Source organism: Kitasatospora sp. NPDC004272, assembly GCF_053603035.1.
This window is the reverse complement of sequence record NZ_JBSGET010000113.1, coordinates 12,293-27,567: the sequence shown is the minus strand read 5'-3', so window position 1 is coordinate 27,567 and position 15,275 is coordinate 12,293. Positions and strand designations below refer to the sequence as shown.

Annotated in this window: 9 protein-coding genes; 3 read left to right on the top strand and 6 right to left on the bottom strand. The window is 72.9% G+C overall.

Annotated elements, in window-relative coordinates:
* The coding region (locus ACWEO5_RS28435) for a DJ-1/PfpI family protein (RefSeq protein ID WP_452165063.1) at nucleotides 1–1,000 on the bottom strand (1,000 nt) is incomplete at its 3' end.
* Nucleotides 1,001–3,220: 2,220 nt separating this feature from the next.
* Nucleotides 3,221–4,126, bottom strand: coding sequence for an HAD family hydrolase (locus ACWEO5_RS28430; RefSeq protein WP_452165062.1), 906 nt, complete (start codon nucleotides 4,124–4,126; stop codon nucleotides 3,221–3,223).
* Between the two features lie 979 nt (nucleotides 4,127–5,105).
* On the opposite strand from ACWEO5_RS28430, the gene ACWEO5_RS28425 reads away from it, so the two are divergent.
* The 3 genes from ACWEO5_RS28425 to ACWEO5_RS28415 all read left to right on the top strand — a co-directional run bounded on the left by ACWEO5_RS28425 (nucleotide 5,106) and on the right by ACWEO5_RS28415 (nucleotide 8,906).
* Nucleotides 5,106–5,615 (top strand): universal stress protein, encoded by a 510-nt coding sequence (locus ACWEO5_RS28425; protein ID WP_380273366.1) that lies wholly within the window; start codon nucleotides 5,106–5,108, stop codon nucleotides 5,613–5,615.
* A gap of 245 nt (nucleotides 5,616–5,860) precedes the next feature.
* The gene (locus ACWEO5_RS28420) at nucleotides 5,861–7,765 is read left to right on the top strand and encodes a hypothetical protein (protein WP_452165061.1); all 1,905 of its coding nucleotides are present in this window, start codon (nucleotides 5,861–5,863) and stop codon (nucleotides 7,763–7,765) included.
* A gap of 346 nt (nucleotides 7,766–8,111) precedes the next feature.
* Entirely contained in the window at nucleotides 8,112–8,906 is a 795-nt protein-coding gene (locus tag ACWEO5_RS28415) for a bestrophin-like domain (protein ID WP_452165060.1), read from the top strand.
* Between the two features lie 130 nt (nucleotides 8,907–9,036).
* On the opposite strand, the gene ACWEO5_RS28410 is transcribed toward ACWEO5_RS28415, so the two are convergent.
* The 4 genes from ACWEO5_RS28410 to ACWEO5_RS28395 all read right to left on the bottom strand — a co-directional run bounded on the left by ACWEO5_RS28410 (nucleotide 9,037) and on the right by ACWEO5_RS28395 (nucleotide 15,247).
* Nucleotides 9,037–10,227, bottom strand: a complete 1,191-nt coding sequence (locus ACWEO5_RS28410) for an acyl-CoA dehydrogenase family protein (RefSeq protein ID WP_452165059.1) — start codon at nucleotides 10,225–10,227, stop codon at nucleotides 9,037–9,039.
* A 68-nt stretch (nucleotides 10,228–10,295) separates the two neighbouring features.
* Nucleotides 10,296–11,279, bottom strand: coding sequence for a hydroxymethylglutaryl-CoA lyase (locus ACWEO5_RS28405; RefSeq protein ID WP_380273360.1), 984 nt, complete (start codon nucleotides 11,277–11,279; stop codon nucleotides 10,296–10,298).
* Nucleotides 11,276–13,453, bottom strand: coding sequence for an ATP-binding protein (locus ACWEO5_RS28400; RefSeq protein ID WP_452165058.1), 2,178 nt, complete (start codon nucleotides 13,451–13,453; stop codon nucleotides 11,276–11,278). The genes ACWEO5_RS28405 and ACWEO5_RS28400 overlap by 4 nt, the downstream gene beginning before the upstream one ends.
* A 93-nt stretch (nucleotides 13,454–13,546) precedes the next feature.
* Nucleotides 13,547–15,247, bottom strand: coding sequence for a carboxyl transferase domain-containing protein (locus ACWEO5_RS28395; RefSeq protein ID WP_452165057.1), 1,701 nt, complete (start codon nucleotides 15,245–15,247; stop codon nucleotides 13,547–13,549).
* Nucleotides 15,248–15,275 lie beyond the last annotated feature (28 nt).

Genomic DNA, 15,275 nt, shown 5'->3' with positions numbered 1-15,275 from the left:
GCTGCGCCTGCAGCACCCGCTGGGTGATCAGCCACTGCAGCGGCGCGCTGCCGGTCAGGGTGCGGAACCGGCGGTCGAAGGTGCGCCGCGACATGTAGGCGCGGGCCGCCAGGACCTCCACGTCGAACTGCTGGTTGAGGTTCTCCAACGCCCAGGTGACCACCTCGGCCAGCGGGTCGTTGCCGATCTCCTCAGGTAAAGACTGGTCGATGTACTGGGCCTGACCTCCGCCGCCGCGGCGGTTGGGCACCACCAGTCGGCGGGCCAGCGCGTTGGCGGCCTCGGCGCCGTGGTCGCTGCGGACCACGTGCAGGCACAGGTCGATGCCCGCCGCAGTGCCGGCGGAGGTGAGCACGTCGCCGTCGTCCACGAACAGCTCGCGCGGGTCGACGTGGACCCGCGGGTAGCGCTTCGCCAGCGTCGGCGCGTACATCCAGTGGGTGGTGGCCGGACGTCCGTCCAGCAGCCCGGCGGCGGCCAGCACGAAGGCGCCGGTGCACAGGCCGATGATCCGGGCGCCCTCGTGGTGGGCCTTGCGCAGCGCCGCGATCGCCTCGACCGGCGGCGGCTGCGAGATCGACCGCCAGGCCGGGACCACGATGGTGCCCGCCCGGGAGAGCGCCTCCAGCCCGTACGGGGCGGTCAGCGTCAGCCCGCCGGTGGTGGTCAGCGGGCCCTCCTCGCCGGCGCACACCAGCAGCCGGTAGCGGGGGACGCCGGCGTCCTGCCGGTCCACGCCGAAGACCGACAGCGGGATCGAACTCTCGAAGATCGGCGCCCCGCTGAACAGCAGCACCGCGACGGTCTCCCGGCGGCGCCGGCCCGCGAGCTTGCGCGGGGAGGACAGCGCACCGGGGCCGGAGGCGGCGGAGAGCACGTCCGTCGCCGTGCCCGCACCCCCGTGCCCGCCCGGGGCGAGCCCGCCGTGGTTGCCGTGACCACCGTGACCGGAGCCGGTCGCGGCGGGGGACGGGGCCGAGGGGTACTGAGCACCCGTCATCGGGCCGGAACCACCGTGGAGCTGACCGCCGTTCGGAGCGCCGGTCGGTCCGCCGGCCGGTCCGCCGGTCGGCGAACCCGCCGAGGTGCCACCGAACTTGCCGAGTCTCGCCGTGCCACCGGGATGGGACGACTGCTGACGGCCGCTTTCAGGACCCGCGTCGCTCCTGCTCACCCTGCTCAAGGCGCTCCAGCCCCCTCGGTGGTGTGGTGGTCTCGGCTGCCGCTCTGCGAGCCAAGATCGAATCTACTTGGTGGACCGTTGCCGTTGTGACAAGTTCACCATCCGACGCTATGTCGACATGGCAATTTGGCGTGAAGCATTCGATCACGAAGCGTGGCACCCGTCGACCCCGCTGTGAAGGGGGCGCGAACAAGCGTGGCCGGTTGTCGCACGACGCCCCGGCGATTCGCCCGTCGAGGGTGCACCCACCGTCCGCTGTGTGCTGCGGATTTGCCCGAACGGCAGGGCAGCGGCGCAAGTTGGCCGAAAACATACGGTTCGAATCGGGGGCGTGAAACCGTCTTCCATGCGCCACAGCGCACACCTGAGCCATGATCCCCGCGCCCCGTCAGCCCCCCTGCTCGGCCTGAACCGGCCACTCCTGAACGCTCCTCACCTCACAATCCGTCACTTAGAACTCGCTGTTCCACTTGTGCCCCACCAACCCCAGCCACCCCACTGACCCCGGCCGCTCCGCCGATCCACCCCGCCGCCCCACCCGCCGCACATTCGTCCGAATCCGACCCCTCCTCCACCACGCCCCCGCCGGGTACCCGCCCCCCGGGAACGGACGCGACCACAGGGCCGACCGAGAGCGAGCCGGGGCAGCCCGGGACCGCGTACTCGGCCGACACCATGCCTTCTCGCGGTTCGAGGGGTGCGGTGCCCGCCGCTTCCAGCTCCGCCGCCCCGGGATGCGACGGGTCGGGGTGCGACGGGTCGGCGGCCGAACCCAACTGGTGCACCAGACCGTTGAGTCGGTACGTGGCCCACGCGGTTAGCGAGGAGTCGTCCACGACGTTGAAGGTGCGCCCGGAGAGGGCATGGGACGGCCGTGGTCCGCTGCACGGCCTGTGCCACGTCCACGCCGTCCGGCGCCCGCCGCCGGTCCGCTTCCTGGCACGGGTCGTCGACCACCACCCCGACCCCGGCCTCCCGCCGCCGCGTCCCGCACCAGCACCCGCACCGCTCCGGGCCGGCCCACCCCGCCAGCCGCGGGGCACCAGCCAACGACCGACCTGCTCGGTCACCGGCGCTCGCCCGGTGCCGGCCGTCACCGCCCGAGATCCCCGTGCCGACCGTGGCCGTGTCCGCCGTCCTCATGCCCGCTGCGTCATCCGTGCCCGCCGCCGCATCCTCGGACTCCGCCGGAGGAGGTTGCTCGCCTGGCCGGACTCGCCGTCGACCACTGCGTGCGGCTCGAACAGCGCCGCGACCCCACGCTCCCGCAGCTGCTTGCCGCCCTGTCCGGTCCCTGCGGTTGACCGGGGACGCGCGCGGCCACCTCTCCCACCTGGTCCGGCGCCAACCACCGCTCCGTCACAGCCCGTTGGACCATGTGCAACCCAGACTGCTGCCGATCCTCGACCGGCCGCGCGACGTCCCGCGCAGGTGATCTCCGGCCTCGGCGACGTCCTTGCCCGGAACCCGCTGTCCGCCGTGGTCTTCGGCGGCCTCTCCGTGGTGCCACCCGCTGCCCGCAACTGCCCCCCGGGCTGGTTCGCCATCCCCCGGGGCCCGGGCCCGCTTCCCGGTCGGGCAGCACGACGATCTCGCTCCGGGTCCACACTGCCAACCTCCGGGCCGCCCGCGCCACCCACCCCACGGCCCCCGGATTGCCGCTTTCCTGCAGTAACTCCGTTTCTCCGGAGCTGAGTTCGCCGAATGCTGAGATCGGCACGAGATCTCCGTCCGCGCCAACGGACGGAAGGCCGCCCCGCGCCCCGCAGGGGCCGACTGGAACTCGAAGGCGAAGTGCTCGCCTCTGTGGGGCGGAGTCGACTGCTCCTGCTGCACGCTGAGCAGCGCGACCACGGATCGCCTTGACCTCCTGAGCAGCCTCGGTGCCGAGGTGAACACCACCGTTCAGTGACTCTCCGGGCAATTTGCTTCAGTGCCAAAGGCGGAAGTATGGGTACCGAGGGCAGAAGGTGGAGCGAAACGGTTTGACCCGCCGGGGTGGGCCGGAGCGGCGCGCGGTGGCGCAGGGCGGGTGGTTCAGCCCGTGGCCGCCGAGGTGGCCGGCGGTGCGAGCGGTACGGCCTTCGCCAGGGGTACGGACAGGGGGACCGCCGGGGAGAGCGGCGGGGCGGTCGGCTGGGGGAGCGGGGTGCCGGGGGTGCTCGGGGCGAGCCGGGCGGCGGTCGGGGCCAGCCGGGAGGCCGGGATGGCGAGGTGGCCGCGCGAGAGCGGGGTGCGCCCTGCTGCGGCTGCGGCGAACCCCCGTCCAGCGGTGGGCAGTTCGGACTTGGCGAGGATCACCCCTACCGCTTCCGGCAGGCTCGGCGTACTGATCGTCGGACGGTAGGCCCGTTCGGCCCACGGCCGTCCGTGGCTCAGCCACGCGCTGCGCAGTCCCGTGGCCGCCGCCCCCGCGATGTCGGCCGGACCGTAGTCGCCGACCATCCAGGTCTGTGCCCTCCAGTCCCCCGTGGGCCGGAAGCCGCACCGTCGTGCCGCGATCTCGAAGATCAGCGGGTCCGGTTTGAGGCAGCGAGCCTCTTCCGAGATGACCCAACCGTCCACCAGGGAGGCGAGCCCGGTCAGTCGGATCTTCTCCAACTGGGGGAGCGTTCCGCCGTTGCTGACGATTCCTAGCGTCCATCCCGCCTCGCGTGCCTTCCGGAGTGCCGCGATGTGTGAATCCGGGCACTGGATGTGCGAGTTGATGCCGAGCCGGTAGTGCGCGAGCATCGAATCGACCGAACGATCGAAGCCGTAGCGGCGCTTCGCCGCACCCAGTACCGTGCTGCGCGGCACGTAGCCGCTGCCGTCGAGCATGACCAGCCAGTCGAGGTCGCCGGCGGGCAGGCCGTTCTCGGCGAGGAAGTCCTCCGCCCACGCCCGGAACGCGGCGTCCCTGGGCAGCAGGGTGTTGTCGAGGTCGAGCAGGAGCAGGGGCATGCCGAGCATGCTGCCAGCGGCCGACTCGTATGCACGTGGCAATTGCCAAAGGCGGTTGGAATTTCCGCGAATTGGCCGAATCCGGATGGTACGCACGCAACCCGGACCATGATCCGAAAAGGAGCCGTCCCGGTTCGGCCGCCCGTCCGATCATCGGGCGGATCGGGTGGCGTGTTGGCCCGTACCGGACAGTGTGCGAGCGATCCCGACCCGGCACCCGGTCCGGCGTCCGGCTCGACGTCCGGACCGACATCCGGCTCGATGTCCGGAGGGGTCCGTCGGCCGGGCAACTCCCGTGCACCGCCTGCGGGCAGGGGCGATGACAGTCGGGTCACGTTGTGTCGGCGCACTGTTGCGCGCAGCGCATGTCGTCGGTCAAGCTCCTGGGAACCCGTCGTACGGGGGGCGCACGTCTGGGCATGTGCTTCCCCCACAAGCGGGAACCTGGTCGCACGAGGGCGCCGTCGCTGGGCGGGGCCCGTTCCGAGCCGTACTCTGAAAGGCACAGGTCGCCAACGGTGGTAGTCGTTCCCGGACGCATTCCCGCCGCCGCCGTTCCTGTCACCGGGGCCGGACGGTTCGCCGCCGAGTCCCCCCGTGTAGGCCCGCTTCAGTTGAAGAGTTTTGAGCCATGGCCGGTCATGAGCCTTCCGCTTCTGCCCACGGCAGCCCGCACGACGGCAGGTCCGTCGTCGAGGGCTTCGGCACTCCGCCGCTCGCCGATCCACCGCGCCGTCCGGACGCCCGGCCCCCCGACCGGGGCGCGGGTCTGGACTCCGACCGGGACGCGGACCCGGACCCCCGTCCGGCACCGTCCGGCCCTCGCGCCGGCCGGACGGGTCGGGCCGCCCCGTTCGGACGCATCCGCCCGTCCGGACGGGCCGCGCACCGCCGCGCCCCAGGGTGCGGCACCCCTGAACGTGACACCCCCGAACGCGACACCCCCGGGAACGACACTCCCGGTACTGCGGAGGACGCGATGACCGACCGAGCCCGTCCCACCGTCGGCCGCCGCGACGGCGAAGGCGAACCCCAACTCCAGGAACACGGCTCGCGCGCCTGCGACCCGCAGTTCCAGCACGGCGTGGTGGTCGGCTTCGACGGCTCGCTCTCCAGCGAGCGCGCCCTGGCCTACGCCGTCGGCATGGCCCGCCGCTCCCGCTGCGGCCTGGTGATCGTGCACGTCGCGAACCGGCTCCCCGCCACCGTCTGGGCCGGTTGCGAACCGCCCGTCTTCGTGGACCTCCCGGACCAGCGCACCGAAATCCTCGGCCTCGAACTCGCCTGCGCCGACTTCCTCTCCGGCGTCCCCTGGATCCTGGTCGAGCGGGGCGGGGACATCTGCCACGAGATCGAGGAGGTCGGCCGCGAGTACGCCGCCGACGCCATCGTGGTCGGCAGCACCCACGGCCTGCTCGGCAAGATCTTCGGTTCCGTCTCCGGCCGCCTCGCCCGCCGCGCCAACCGTCCGGTGATCGTCATCCCCTGACCGGTCGCCCCGGGGCAGCCCCGAACGGACCGGAGGGGTGGGAGCGGCTTGCCCCGGCCGCACGCTTCCCTGTCTGTGTCCACGTCTGTGTCCACGCCTGTGCCTGCGTGCACGCCCGGGTCCGGCCCGCGTCCCTGCCCGCGCCCGGGGGCGGTGACCTGGCGGTATCGGCCGATCGAGTCGTTCCCGCTTGCTCCGGTGCGCCGTACCGGTGACCGGTCGAGTGTTTGATCGATCATGCCAAGGTGACCAATCGTCATATCGACGTACTGACCGCCGAGCGACGCGTCGCAGCGGCCGCGCCCCGCCGCCCCGTGCCTGCCGTGCTCGGGGCCGCGCTGCTGGCCCCCGTCGTCCTCGGCGCCTGGACGTCGGATCCGGCCGCCACCCGGGGCGGCGAGGTGCGCAACGAACTGCGGCTGAGCGTCAGCACCAACAGCAGCACCGATCCCGCAGTACGGCTGCGTGTGGGGGAGTCGGCCACCCGCACGTACCACCTGAGCAACCACGCCGAGTACCCGCTCGGCGGCGTGCTGCTGAACGACCCCCAGCTTCCCGGCGGACAGCTCTCCTGCGGTGCCGACCGGAACATTCCGCCCGGTGGCGCCCTCGACTGCACCGCCACCTTCACCGTCGCGCCCGGGCCGCAGTCCACCCAGGTCTCGGCGGTCGCCGACGCGCCGAACCACCTGCCGCAGTCACACGCCGACGCACCCGCCGGCTACCTGGGCATCACGGCGGGGCTCCGGCTCACCCGGGTGGGTGCGCCCGCCGGGACGGGCCTGTCCCGCCGAGCCGTGTCCCGGACGGCGTCGGTCGACGGCCCCGAAGCCTCCGAGAGATCCACGGGTGAATCCCCGAGCGGATCCCCGGGCCGGCCTCCCGAGCTCCCCGATGCTCGCGAACTCCAGGGCGTCGTGACCGAAACCGTTCGGACCGCCCGCGCCCGCCCGGCGACCAGGGCGGTGGCCGCTGTCGGCGGGACCGTTGAACTCCAGTACCGCCTGGAGGCGTTCGGCGACGTCCCGGTCACCGCCGCCTCGGTCACCGAAGGACTGCCCGGCCTGGGCACGGTGAACTGTGCGGGCCCGGACGGTGGGCACACCCTCACCCCCGGACAGGCCGTGGACTGCCGCGCGACCGGTACCGCCCGCCCGGGACGCCAGACCGGTACGGCCCGTGCGGACGGTCTGGCGGACGACGCGACCATCGGGCCGGACGGCAGCCGCCAGGCACCCCGACGGGTCTCCGCCGAGGCCGACGGCGCCTACGACGGTCTGCAGCCGGTCCCGTCCGGCCCGGAACCGGGCGGCCCCGCGACCACCGGGACGGGCCCCGGCCCGGGAGCGGGCTCCGCCGCCAGCCCCGCTCCCGGCACCGGCACCGGAACCGGTCCCGGCACCGGAACCGCTCCCGGCACCGGAGCCGGTCCTGGCACCGGAACCGGTACCGCCGCCGGAGCTGGAACAGGGGTAGGTACGGGCCCCGGCGGTGTCGCGAGCCCCGGAGCTGGCCCGGGGGCTGCTGGCGCGGGGACCCCTTCGGGAACCTCGGGGGACAGCGTTCCGCCAGGACTGTTCCCGGTGTCCGTCCCCCCGGGAGCCCAGCCGGCTGCTGCCGCAGGACAGCAGCCCGGTAGCGCGGAACAGGTCCAGCCCGTGGCAGGTGCCCCTGCCACGGCGGGGCAGATGCTCGGACCGTTCCTCCCCGGACAGGCACCGGCACTGCTCCCGGGCGGGACCGCCTTCGCCCGGTCGGCTTCACCCTTCGCCGCCCCCGGCCCGGCCGGTGCGGTAACTCCGCTTGCGGGAAGCCCCGTTGGTGCTGCGGCGGTCAATCCGGGCACGCCCGTATCCGCGTCCGCACCCGCGTCCGCACCCGCGTCCGCATCCGGAACCTCGTCCGGCCCGAGCGGGGCGTCCGGTCAGGAGACCGGCTCAGCCGTCGGCTCGCAGCAGGTGGGGCCCACTGCGGGCGGGTCTGCGGGCAGGCGGGGAGAGAGCCAGTACGCGGTGGAGGACTGGCCCCCCGGCGAAGAGGACGACTCGTGGGACGGGACCGAAGTAATGATGCTCCTGCTGGCGATCCTCCTCCCGGTGCTGTGTGTGTTGGCTGCGGCGTTCACCACCCGGAATCGGGGGCGGCGATGACGGCGCTGATGACGGCGGCGGAGGCGTCGGCCGTGAAGGCGGTGCGGAGCGTGCTCGGTCCGTGCCCCGGAGGAGCGACAGCCGTGTTCGCGGTCACGGCTGCGTTCGGCGGGGCACTCGGGGACGTCACCGGTGCGAGCACTCTTGAAAGCGCAACTGTTGTCGAGTCAAGGATCGAGCCGGAGCGGGCTCCAGCGGCCGGCGGCCCGAGAAGGGCTCCGACCTGCTCGGCGGCGGCATTGTCGTTGCCGAGCAGCGCAAACAGCACGAGCACGGGCACCGGTGGAGGTGCAGGTGCAGGTACGGACACGAGCGCGCGTGCGGGCGCGGGCCTGGCCGGGCCCCCGTGCTGACCGTCGCCCTCGCCGCCGTGTCGGGGGCGGCGCTGGCGCTGGTGATCGGTCTGCTGCTGGGACGGACCAGGCGGGCGCGCGAAGGGTCGACGACGCCGCAGGCGTTGTCCTTCGCCGGGGCGGCGATCCTCGGCTTCTTCGCGCTCTTCCTGGGGTTCAGCATTGCCGGCACCTGGCAGCAGTTGAACTCGGCTCGCCAGCACACCTATGAGGAGTCGCGGGCCCTCACGGAGGCGTACTGGACCGCGGGCGGCCTGCCCGGTGTCGACCGGCCCGTGGTGCGGGAGAGGCTGCGGGCCTACACCAGGGTGGTGATCGACGACGAGTGGGCCGCCATGCAGCACGGCACCGGAAGTCTGGCCGCCTGGAGGGCGGTCGACCAGGTGCGGGCCGCCGTCGACCAGGCCGCGGTGCACAGTCAGACCGAGGCGAGTGCTCGGACCGATGTGCTGCGGAGCCTGTCCGAGGTCAACGCCAAGCGGAACGCACGGCTGGGTGATCTCCGTGCGTCGGTGCCCGTCCTGGCGATCGGCGGCCTGCTGGTGGGGGCGGTGTTCGTGCTGGCCACCCCCTCGGTGATCGGGCTGACCTCCAATCCGCGGAACCTGGTGCTGATGTGTTTCGTGGGCGCCTCCGTGGCGTTCGGGGTGAGCATGGTGGCGGTGATGAGCGGGCCGTTCTCCGGCGCGGTGCGCATCCAACCGACGGCGTTCCAACTGGCGTTGGAGCGCTACGACCAGATCGACAGCGACGCCGGGGCGTCGGCCCTGCCCCCGTTCCCGTCCTGACCGGCACCGAGCTGCCCGCTACGGATCGGACCGCTACGGGTCGGACCGCTGCGGGTCGGGCCGCTGGAGAGGTCCGGTCCGGCAGGTCAGAGCGGGAGCCGGGTCAGGACGTGGAAGGAAGGGCGCTGGGTCAGGTGGTCATGCCGAGTTCGCGGGCGATGAGCATCCGTTGGACCTCCGAAGTGCCTTCTCCGATTTCCAGGATCTTGCAGTCGCGCCACATGCGGGCGACCGGGTACTCGTTCATGAAGCCGTATCCGCCGTGGATCTGGGTCGCCTCCCGGGCGTTGTCGACCGCGGCCTCGGAGGCGTACAGCTTGGCGATGGCTGCCTCCTTCTTGAAGGGCTCGGAGTGCAGCAGCCGGGAGGCGGCGTCCCGCCAGGCCAGGCGGGAGGTGTGTGCGCGCGTCTCCATGTCGGCGAGCTTGAACTGGATGACCTGGTTGGCGCCGATCGGCCGGCCGAAGGCGCGGCGCGTGGCGGCGTACGAGAGCGACTGGTCGACGCACCCCTGGGCCAGGCCGGTGGCCAGGGCCGCGATGGCGATGCGGCCCTCGTCGAGGATGCGCAGGAACTGGGCGTAACCGCGGCCGCGGCGCCCGAGCAGGTTGGCTGCGGGCACCCGGCAGTCGGTGAAGGACAGTTCGCGGGTGTCCGAGGCGTTCCACCCGACCTTCGAATACTTCTTCGACACCTGGAACCCGGGAGTCCCAGTGGGAACGATGATGGAGGAGATTTCCCTGGTGGGCGAGTGATTTGACGACCCATCACTCGAATGTGTGATCGGTTCGGTCAGTGCGGTGACGGTCACCAGCCCGGTCACCTCGGTGCCGGAGTTGGTGATGAAGCACTTGCTGCCGTTGATCACCCACTCGTCGGTGGCCTCGTCGTAGCGCGCCGTGGTCCGGGTCGCCCCGGCGTCCGTGCCGCCCTCGGGCTCGGTCAGGCCGAAGGCGCCGAGCACCTCGCCGGAGGTCAGCTTCGGCAGCCACTCGCGCTTCTGCTCCTCGGTGCCGAACAGGTGGATCGGCATCGCGCCGAGCGAGACGGCGGCCTCCAGGGTGATCGCCACCGAGGAGTCGACCCGGGCCAGTTCCTCCAGGACCAGGCAGAGCGCGAAGTAGTCGCCGCCCATGCCGCCGTACTCCTCCGGGAACGGCAGCCCGAACAGGCCCATCCGCCCCATCTCCCGGACGATGTCGTACGGGAATTCGTTCTGTTCGTAGTATTCGCCGATCTTCGGCGCAACCACGTCGTTGGCGAACTCCGCTACGGTGCGGCGGAGTTCCTCGTACTCACTGCTCAGGCGGTGGTCGAGCACGGCTGATCCTCCCGGGATCGCGGCCTGGTGGGCCTGGTGGAGGTGGGGAGTCGGAGGTCGTCTAGGGGTCAGTCGGTCGGCCCGAGCAGGGCGCGGACGGTCCTCGACGGGCTGGGGCGGCCGAGGTGACGGGCCATCCAGCCGCTGGTCGCGGCGAGCGCGGCGAGGTCCACGCCGGTCTCCACGCCCAGGCCGTTCAACATCCAGACGAGGTCCTCGGTGGCCAGGTTGCCCGTCGCGCTCTTGGCGTACGGACAGCCGCCGAGACCGCCGGCCGACGCGTCCACCACGGTCACGCCGCAGCGCAGCGCCGCCAGCGTGTTGGCGAGGGCCTGCCCGTAGGTGTCGTGGAAGTGCACCGCCAGCCGTTCGACCGGAGCACCGGAACGGGTGAACGCTTCGATCAGCGCGTTGACGTGGCCGGGGGTGGCGACGCCGATGGTGTCGCCGAGGCTCAGCTCGGCGCAGCCCATCTCCAGCAGCGCCAGGCCGTGGCGGACCACCTGTTCGACCGGGACCGGGCCCTCCCACGGGTCGCCGAAGCACATCGACAGGTAGCCGCGCACCGGGATGCCCGCGTCCGCGGCGCGCCCGACCACCGGGCGGAACATCGCCATCGCCCCGTCCGCCGAGCGGTTGAGGTTGCGCCGGGCGAAGGTCTCGGTGGCGCTGGCGAACACCGCGACCTCGGCGGCGCGGTGGGCCAGCGCCCGGTCCAGCCCCCGTTCGTTGGGCACCAGGACGGGCAGCCGCAGCCCCGGGTACCGCGCGGGCAGGTCGGCCAGCCGGGGCATCAGCTCCTCCGCGTCCGCCAGCTGCGGCACCCACTCGGGGCGGACGAAGCTGGTGGCCTCGACGGTGCGCAGCCCGGCGGCGGCGAGCCGGGCGACGAACTCGGCCTTCACCTCGACGGGGACGAGGACGGCCTCGTTCTGCAGCCCGTCGCGCGCGCCGACCTCGTGGATCCGGACCCGCGCCGGCAGCCCGGGGTCGCGCACCGGCTGCGGCAGGCCGAGCTCCAGCACGGTCGGTTCGGTCGTCGGGGCGTTCACCGGGCCGCCTCCGGCAGGGACGGGGCGGGGGCGGCCGGTTCCTCGGCCGGGGTGACCGTCACCAGGGGCGCGTCCATCCCGACGGTCGCCCCGGCGGCCACCCGCAGGTCGTCGACGGTGCCGTCGTGGGGCGCGGAGATGACGTGCTCCATCTTCATGGCCTCCAGGACCAGCAGGGGCTGGCCCCGGCGGACCCGTTCGCCGGGTTCGACCTTGACCACGGTGACGGTGCCGGGCATCGGTGCGGTGAGGGAGCCGTGGTGGACGGCGCCGGCTGCGGCGCGCTCCGCGATTACGTCGAACGGGTGAACGGGCCAGGCGTCCCCGTCGGCGCCCAGCCAGTGGGTGACGCCGTCCGGCGTGCGTTCCGGGACGACCGTGAAAGTGGCCTGCAGGCCGTCAACCGCAAGGCGCAGCAGGTCTCCGGCCCGGCTCGCGCGGGCCCGCCGGACCGGTGCGTCGTCCAACCGCACCTCCCACTCCGGGGCGGACGTCGCGGGAAAACCGATAGCGCTCTCGATTTCACCACTGGTAGTCATTCGGCATCGCACGGTGACCGGGTCGCGGCCGGGGAGCCGGAGCCGGTGCGTGGTCCACGCGGCCTCGCCACCGAGCCGCCAGCCCGAAGGGAGGGAGAAGGGATCGGTCCAGCCGTCGGAGGCGTCGGCGCGGCCGAGTTCGAGCTGTCGCAGCAGTGCGGCGGCGAAGTAGAGCAGGTCGATCGATTCGGGACGGGTGTACGGGGAGCTCAGCAGGGAGGCGTCCTGCTGTGCGCTGCGTTCCACCAGACCGGTGTCGAGCCGCCCTGCCGTCACCTCGGGCTGCGCCAGCAGCCGGCGCAGGTAGCCGGTGTTGGTGGTGACGCCCAGGATGCAGGTCTCGGCGAGTGCGGCCCGCAGCCGACGGATCGCGGTCGGGCGGTCGGGCCCGTACGCGATCACCTTGGCGAGCATCGGGTCGTACAGGCTGCCGACCCGGTCGCCGGGTGCGATTCCGGAGTCCACCCGGACGCCCTCCCCGGAGGGCTCGTCCAGCAGCAGTACCTCACCGCCGGTGGGCAGGAAGTCCCGCTCCGGGTCCTCGGCGCAGATCCGGGCCTCGATCGCGTGGCCCAGGAAGGAGACGTCCGACTGTGTGAACGGCAGTGCCTCGCCCGCGGCGACGCGCAACTGCCACTCGACCAGGTCCAACCGCTGCGGGCCTTCGGGCCCGGCCACGGAGACGGCCAGTTCGGTGACGGGGTGCTCCACCTGGAGGCGGGTGTTCATCTCCATGAAGAAGAAGTCGAGGACGTCGTCCGCGTCCGGTCCCGCGGAACCGCCGGGGACGATGAACTCGACCGTGCCGGCGCCGGTGTAGCCGCAGGACTCGGCGGCGCGCACCGCGGCCGCGCCCATCGCGGCGCGGGTCCGGGGGTTCAACAGGACGGAAGGGGCCTCTTCGATGAGCTTCTGATGGCGGCGCTGCAGACTGCACTCGCGCTCGCCGAGGTGGACGGTCCGGCCGTGGGTGTCGGCCAGGACCTGCACCTCGATGTGCCGGGGCTGGTCGACCCAGCGCTCCAGCAACAGGGTGTCGTCGCCGAACGCGGTGCGGGCCACCCGGCGGGCCGCGGCGAGCTCGGCGGGCAGCTCGGCCGGCTCGCGGACCAGCCGCATGCCCTTGCCGCCGCCGCCGGCCGAGGGCTTGAGCAGCACCGGGTAGCCGATCCGGTCCGCCGCCTCGACCAACTGCTCGTCGCTGGGCGAGCCCTCCTCGCTGCCGGGGACGACGGGCACCCCGGCGGCCCGGACGGCCTCCTTGGCGTTGATCTTGTCGCCCATCAGTTCCACCGCGGCCGGCGGCGGACCGATGAAGACCAGCCCGGCCTCCGCGCAGGCCCCGGCGAACGCGGAGTTCTCGGCCAGGAACCCGTAGCCGGGGTGGACGGCCTGCGCGCCGGTCCGGCGGGCGGCGTCCAGGATCAGGTCGGTCCGCAGGTAGGTCTCGGCGGCCGAGCTGTCGCTCCGGTCGGCGGGCCCGAGCCGGACCGCGAGGTCGGCGGCCCGGACGTGCGGGGCGTCGGCGTCCGCGTCGCTGTGCACGGCGACCGACCGCACGCCCAACCGCCGGAGGGTGCGGATCACCCGCAGCGCGATCTCGCCGCGGTTGGCGACGAGCACGGTGTCGAACATGAGAGGTGTTCCTCCGTCACGAAGGGAACGGTGGGCGGGTTGAGGGTGCGTCACTGACGGCGTGTCACTGACGGTGGTCCGGCGGGCCGGGCCTCACATGCGGAAGACCCCGAACGGGCGGGGTTCGGCGAGCGGGGCGTTGGCGCAGGCGGTGAGCGCCAGGCCGAGCACGGTGCGGGTCTGCAGCGGGTCGATCACGCCGTCGTCCCACAGCCGGGCGGTGGCGTAGTACGCGTTGCCCTGGCGCTCGTACTGCTCGCGGACGGGGCGCTTGAACTCGTCCTCGTCCTCGGCGCTCCAGGGCTCGCCCCGGGCCTCCAGCTGGTCGCGGCGGACGGTGGCCAGCACCGAGGCCGCCTGCTCCCCGCCCATCACGGAGATCTTCGCGTTCGGCCACGTCCACAGGAATCGGGGTGAGTAGGCCCGTCCGCACATCGAGTAGTTGCCGGCCCCGTACGAGCCGCCGATCACCACCGTCAGCTTGGGCACCCGGGTGCAGGCCACCGCGGTGACCATCTTGGCGCCGTGCTTGGCGATGCCGCCGGCCTCGTACTGGCGGCCCACCATGAACCCGGTGATGTTCTGCAGGAAGAGGAGGGGGATGCCGCGCTGGTCGCACAGCTCGACGAAGTGCGCGCCCTTGAGCGCGGACTCGGCGAACAGGACGCCGTTGTTGGCGACGATGCCGACCGGGTGGCCGTGGATCCGGGCGAAGCCGGTCACCAGGGTGGTGCCGTACTCGGCCTTGAACTCGGCGAACCGGCTGCCGTCCACCAGCCGGGCGATCACCTCGCGCACGTCGTAGGGGGTGCGCGGGTCCACCGGCACCACGCCGTACAACCCGGCCGTGTCGACCGCGGGCGGCTCGACCGGGGCGAGCGGCCACGGCCGGGCGGCGCGCGGGCCGAGCCCGGCCACGATGGTGCGGACGATGGAGAGCGCGTGCGCGTCGTCCTCGGCGAGGTGGTCGGTCACGCCCGAGGTGCGGGAGTGCAGGTCGCCGCCGCCCAGTTCCTCGGCGGTCACCACCTCGCCGGTGGCTGCCTTCACCAGCGGGGGGCCGCCCAGGAAGATGGTGCCCTGGTTGCGGACGATCACCGCCTCGTCGCTCATCGCCGGGACGTAGGCGCCGCCCGCGGTGCAGGAGCCCAGCACCGCCGCGATCTGCGGGATCCCGGCGGCGGACAGCCGCGCCTGGTTGTAGAAGATCCGGCCGAAGTGGTCGCGGTCGGGGAACACCTCGTCCTGCATCGGCAGGAACGCCCCGCCGGAGTCCACCAGGTAGACGCAGGGCAGCCGGTTCTCCAGGGCCACCTCCTGCGCGCGCAGGTGCTTCTTCACCGTCATCGGGTAGTAGGTGCCGCCCTTGACCGTGGCGTCGTTCGCCACCACCAGTACCTCGCGCCCGGCGACCCGGCCGATGCCGGCGATCACCCCGGCGGCCGGGGCGGCGCCGTCGTACAGCCCGTCCGCGGCCAGCGGGGCCAGTTCGAGGAACGGCGAGCCGGGGTCCAGCAGGGTGTCCACCCGGTCCCGGGGGAGGAGCTTGCCGCGGGCGACGTGCTTGGCCCGCGCCTTCTCGCCGCCGCCAAGCGCCGCCGCCGCGAGCTTGCCGCGCAGTTCGGCGACCAGCTCCCGGTGGGCCCGGGCGTCGGCCGCCCCGGCGGACGGATCGGCCGTGCTCTCCAGGCGGGGAGCCGGCGCGTCGGCGGCACGGAACGGCGGAGCGGCCAAAGTCGCCTGCTCGGAAGGGGCGGGGGACCACGGAGGGGTCTGTGCCGAAGAGAGGACCATCCTAAGAGCTCCCTTGTCCTCGGATTCG

Bases quoted from the DNA above. Each gene is read 5' to 3' on its own strand.
- ACWEO5_RS28395 (WP_452165057.1), bottom strand. From the start codon at position 15,247: ATGGTCCTCTCTTCGGCACAGACCCCTCCGTGGTCCCCCGCCCCTTCC.
- ACWEO5_RS28400 (WP_452165058.1), bottom strand. From the start codon at position 13,453: ATGTTCGACACCGTGCTCGTCGCCAACCGCGGCGAGATCGCGCTGCGG.
- ACWEO5_RS28425 (WP_380273366.1), top strand. From the start codon at position 5,106: ATGACCGACCGAGCCCGTCCCACCGTCGGCCGCCGCGACGGCGAAGGC.
- ACWEO5_RS28430 (WP_452165062.1), bottom strand. From the start codon at position 4,126: ATGCCCCTGCTCCTGCTCGACCTCGACAACACCCTGCTGCCCAGGGAC.